General features: G+C 34.6%; 4 protein-coding genes. 1 reads left to right on the top strand and 3 read right to left on the bottom strand.

The window, feature by feature from the left end; all coding sequences use genetic code 11:
* Positions 1-52: 52 nt before the first annotated feature.
* Entirely contained in the window at positions 53-1,255 is a 1,203-nt protein-coding gene (dinB, locus tag J5G60_RS16855) for a DNA polymerase IV (RefSeq protein WP_150358959.1), read from the bottom strand.
* Between the two features lie 289 nt (positions 1,256-1,544).
* On the opposite strand from dinB, the gene J5G60_RS16850 reads away from it, so the two are divergent.
* The gene (locus J5G60_RS16850; protein WP_150358958.1) at positions 1,545-2,405 is read left to right on the top strand and encodes a TerC/Alx family metal homeostasis membrane protein; all 861 of its coding nucleotides are present in this window, start codon (positions 1,545-1,547) and stop codon (positions 2,403-2,405) included.
* A gap of 88 nt (positions 2,406-2,493) precedes the next feature.
* Here the strand turns inward: J5G60_RS16850 and J5G60_RS16845 are convergent, their stop codons facing one another.
* Together J5G60_RS16845 and J5G60_RS16840 are read right to left on the bottom strand one after the other, a co-directional pair.
* On the bottom strand, positions 2,494-3,594 hold the full coding sequence (locus J5G60_RS16845; RefSeq protein WP_150358957.1) for a M24 family metallopeptidase: 1,101 nt from the start codon (positions 3,592-3,594) through the stop codon (positions 2,494-2,496).
* A gap of 23 nt (positions 3,595-3,617) precedes the next feature.
* The coding region (locus tag J5G60_RS16840) for an amino acid permease (RefSeq protein ID WP_150358956.1) at positions 3,618-4,232 on the bottom strand (615 nt) is incomplete at its 5' end.

Below are 4,232 nucleotides of genomic sequence, written 5' to 3'. Positions count from 1 at the left end.
ATCTAGAATTTTCATCATTCTTATGCCATAATATAAAAAATATATAAAATCTTTATTTTTCCATATTTTTTATCAATGCTGCCCTGTTTATTATGGAGGATCCATATTTTTGACGTATAGAATCAATAACATTTTCTATTTTTTGTTCCCTATCCAAATTATCTTTTCCGAAATCACTTTTCATCATGTCAAACATGGATATCTGCCTCATTTTACAGTCCTCCTGAAATCCGCTTATACTTATTCCAAGCAGACGTATCGGCAGTTGCATATTCCAGCTTTTTTCAAGCAGATCAATCCCCGCCGAATAAATATCTTTGGACAAGCATGTTGGAACAACAGGTTTTTGCCTGGTAATGGATTTAAAATTTGAATATTTAATACTTATCTGTACTGTATGACCTTTTTTACCGTATTTTCTAGCAGTCATTGCTATTTCATCAGAAAGCTTCATTAAAATAACCCTGGCTTCCTCCATATTGAAAACATCATGAGATACTGTAATGGATTTTCCAATGGATTTTACATCGTTTTGCAGCCGCGGTTTTAAGTTCGAATCGTCAATGCCATTGGCAAATTCATGAATTTTTCCTCCAACCCTTCCAAACTTTTTTATAAGATATTCCCGGTTAAAAAGTGCCAGATCTCCAATAGTTTTAATTCCCATATACTGCAATTTTCGGGAAGTTCTTTTCCCGACTCCATACATGGATTGAATGTCAAGAGGCCACAGCTTTGATTTAATATCCTTCCTCCAAAGTTCTGTAATTCCAAGAGGCTTTTTCATCTCAGAAGCCATTTTTGAAAGAAATTTATTCTCTGATATACCTATGGAGCATCCCAATCCCAGTTCGCTGTCAATATGGCGGCTTATAAGTTCTGCTGATCTCGAAGGTATTCCAAATATTCTATCACAGCCCGTCATATCAAGCCATGCTTCATCAATACTGTTCTGTTCAATAATGGGTGTATATGAGGAAAGTATATCCATAATCTGTCTTGATTTTTGTGCATAGAAATCCCTGTCAGGAGGAATGAGAATTAAATCGGGGCAAAGCTTTAATGCTTCACCTAAAACCATGGTGGTTTTAACTCCAAATTTTCGGGCCCTATAATTTGCAGTCAAAATAATCCCTCTCCTATCTTTGGGATCTCCTGCTACTGCCGCAGGTTTATCAATAATTTCAGGATGCCTTATTGTTTCACAGCTTATAAAAAAAGCATTCATATCTACAAGAAAAATTACCTTCTGCATACTCCCACCTTCAAAAGTTCTTTTATTAATATTATATTATTAACTTGATAATATTCAAAATCTATATTATTATATAAACATAAGCTCCAACAATTATATATTTGTAGTTAAAAGGGAGTAATTTAAATTATAAAGTCAACATTTCGATTTGTTTTTAAATCTGGCTTTATAAACCTAAGGGTAATAAGACTTTTAACATAATTCTATTTTAAATACGAATTATGTTAGGAGTCTTTATTTTTGCTTCAAAGTGCAGATATCAATTATTAAATTACAAGGAGGTAAATTTATGTCTACAAAAAAATCACTACTCCATCTTTGCTTCTGGGTAGGATCAGCTTTGCTCTTCAATATCGGAATTTATATCTTCATGGGACAGGAAAAAGCCCTATCTTTTCTAGGAGGATATGTAATCGAACAAAGTCTTAGCCTAGACAATCTTTTCCTATTTCTGCTTATATTTGAAAGTTTTTCTATAAAACCCCAATATCAGAGAAGAGTGCTGACTTACGGAATTTTTGGTGCGGTACTATTGAGATTGATATTTGTAGTTTTAGGTGTGACCATTGTCAATAAGTTTCACTGGATGCTCTATATATTCGGCCTTATTCTCATAATAAGCGGCATAAAAATGATTATAAAAAAGGAAAAATCAAACAACTTCAACGACAGTAAGATAATCAGGCTTGTAAATAAAATAGTTCCTGTTTCTAAAGAACTAGAAGGTGAAAAATTCTTCGTCAAAAAAAACAAAATGCTTTATGCAACTCCATTGTTTGCAATACTCATATTGATAGAGTCTTCAGATATAATTTTTGCCATAGATTCAATTCCCGCCGTATTTTCCATAACTACCGATCCTTTTATAGTGTATACTTCTAATATCTTTGCCATATTGGGACTTAGAAATATGTACTTTTTACTTGAAAAACTCCATCAAAACTTTGCCTATGTAAAATACGGAGTTGCATGTATATTGATATTTACGGGAATCAAACTCTCCATTACATTTTTCCACATAAATGTTTCAGTTGCAGTATCCCTAGCAATTATATTCTCAATTATGATTATCAGCATTTTAATTTCTTTCATCTTAAATAAAAAAAGAAAAACCCTCTGTTCTAGAATTTCTAAAAACACTGTAGAATAGAATTTACAATCCATAACAGGCCCGTCAAGCCACCGCAATATTTAGTTGCGGGACTAAGGCGGGCTCACAGTGTAATGAACTGGCGGTTCTATCTGATTATAATCATATCTTTTGTAACTTTATTTAATATCTCACCTTTTCCTTCGTTTAATAATACAATATCCTCTACTCTCATACCAAACTTCCCGGCAATGTATATACCAGGCTCTACACTAAATGCCATCCCATTTTTGAGTACCTGCTTATTCCCTTCACTTATATAGGGTGCTTCATGATCAGCAGTTCCAATACCATGCCCCGTTCTGTTTATAAAATATTCTCCATATCCAGCATCTTTTATAATGTCTCTAGAAGCACGATCTACATCTCCTGCTTTGATACCTTCCTTTACAACATTTTCACCCTTTTCATTAGCTTCTAAGACAATACTGTAGATTTTTTTCTGCTCTTCCGTAGGTTCTCCTACAAATACGGTTCTGGATTCGTCAGAGCAATATCCATGATATCTGCATCCAAAATCCATTATGATTACATCTCTGTCCTGGATAACCCTGTCATAATCATTATAATGCGGTCTGGCGCTATTTGGCCCTGATGCTATAATAGTTTGAAATGCCAGTCCTTCACCTCCATACTCTGCCATTAATTCCTCAAGTTTATCTTTAATATCACCTTCAGTTATTCCAGGCTTTACGAATTTTAGGACATTTTCAAAAGCTTTATCTGCAATATTGGCAGCTTTTCTCAAATTATTTTTTTCTTCTTCATCTTTTATTATCTTCAAGTTTTCCATTATGCTAACTCCATTTATAAACTTCACATCGATCTCATTGGAGACATCAATCATATCTACCGCCCGTATTCCGTCGTTTATTCCTATTTTTTTACCTTCCAGACCATATTTTTTATTTGCCTTTAAAATAGCTGGAATAAAGCCTTTTCCATCACTCCATTTAAATATGTCCATATCCTCTCCCAGCGCTTCTCTTGTCTCTTCATAGTACAGTTCAGGTGCTATATAAAAGTGTCTCTTATCACTAAATACGAATAATGCTTTGAATCTTTCATCCATCAACGGGTGAAGTCCAGTAAGATATTCCAGGTCAGCAGAAGGTCCTACTATAAGTACATCAATCCCTCCATTTTTCATAAGCTCCGTCAATCTATCAATTTTTTTATACAATAACATTAAAATCCCTCCGTCTTTTTATTTTATAATATTAATTTGTCTTTATCCTGTTTAAATCCAGTCCTTTTTACAAAGTTATTCCAGATGGCAATCCCGCTAAATATTACAATCAGCGCTCCGCCTATCATTTCAACTTCATATATTATATTTTCCTTCAGGCTCGGCATAACCGGTGTCGCCGATAGGACAATACCCAATGATACCACTACTAGAACTACATACGCTATATTGACTGCTCTGCTGTTTTTCTTTGAGATCTCATAAGGTCTTTCTTCATTAGGCCTTGTTTTCCTGAGTCTAATATATGAAGTAAGCAGCAGTACATAGGGAAATAACGCAGTGAGTGCAGTCATAGTGACAAGTACGTTATATATAGTATCGACTGAAGGCAGCAGAGATGTAGCAAGCAATATCACTGTCACTATGGCTGCCTGCAAATAAACCGCCTTTGTGGGTATGTTGTGTTCATTGACTTCAGTAAACGATTTAGAAAATATTCCCTTATTGACGCTTCCGAAAAGCATCTTTATTGGTGAAGCAATATAGAGTATTATGGACCCGAGAATTGAAAGGGATATTCCAAGTGCAACGAGCTTTATGAACCAGCTTCCAATTCCAAGATTGGCTGCAACCTGTGA

The sequence above is a fragment of the Clostridium sp. HV4-5-A1G genome (assembly GCF_900184915.1).
Taxonomy (GTDB): domain Bacteria; phylum Bacillota; class Clostridia; order Clostridiales; family Clostridiaceae; genus Clostridium_B; species Clostridium_B aromativorans.
Note: the sequence above shows the minus strand (reverse complement) of the source record. Positions and strands in the feature narration are given on the sequence as shown.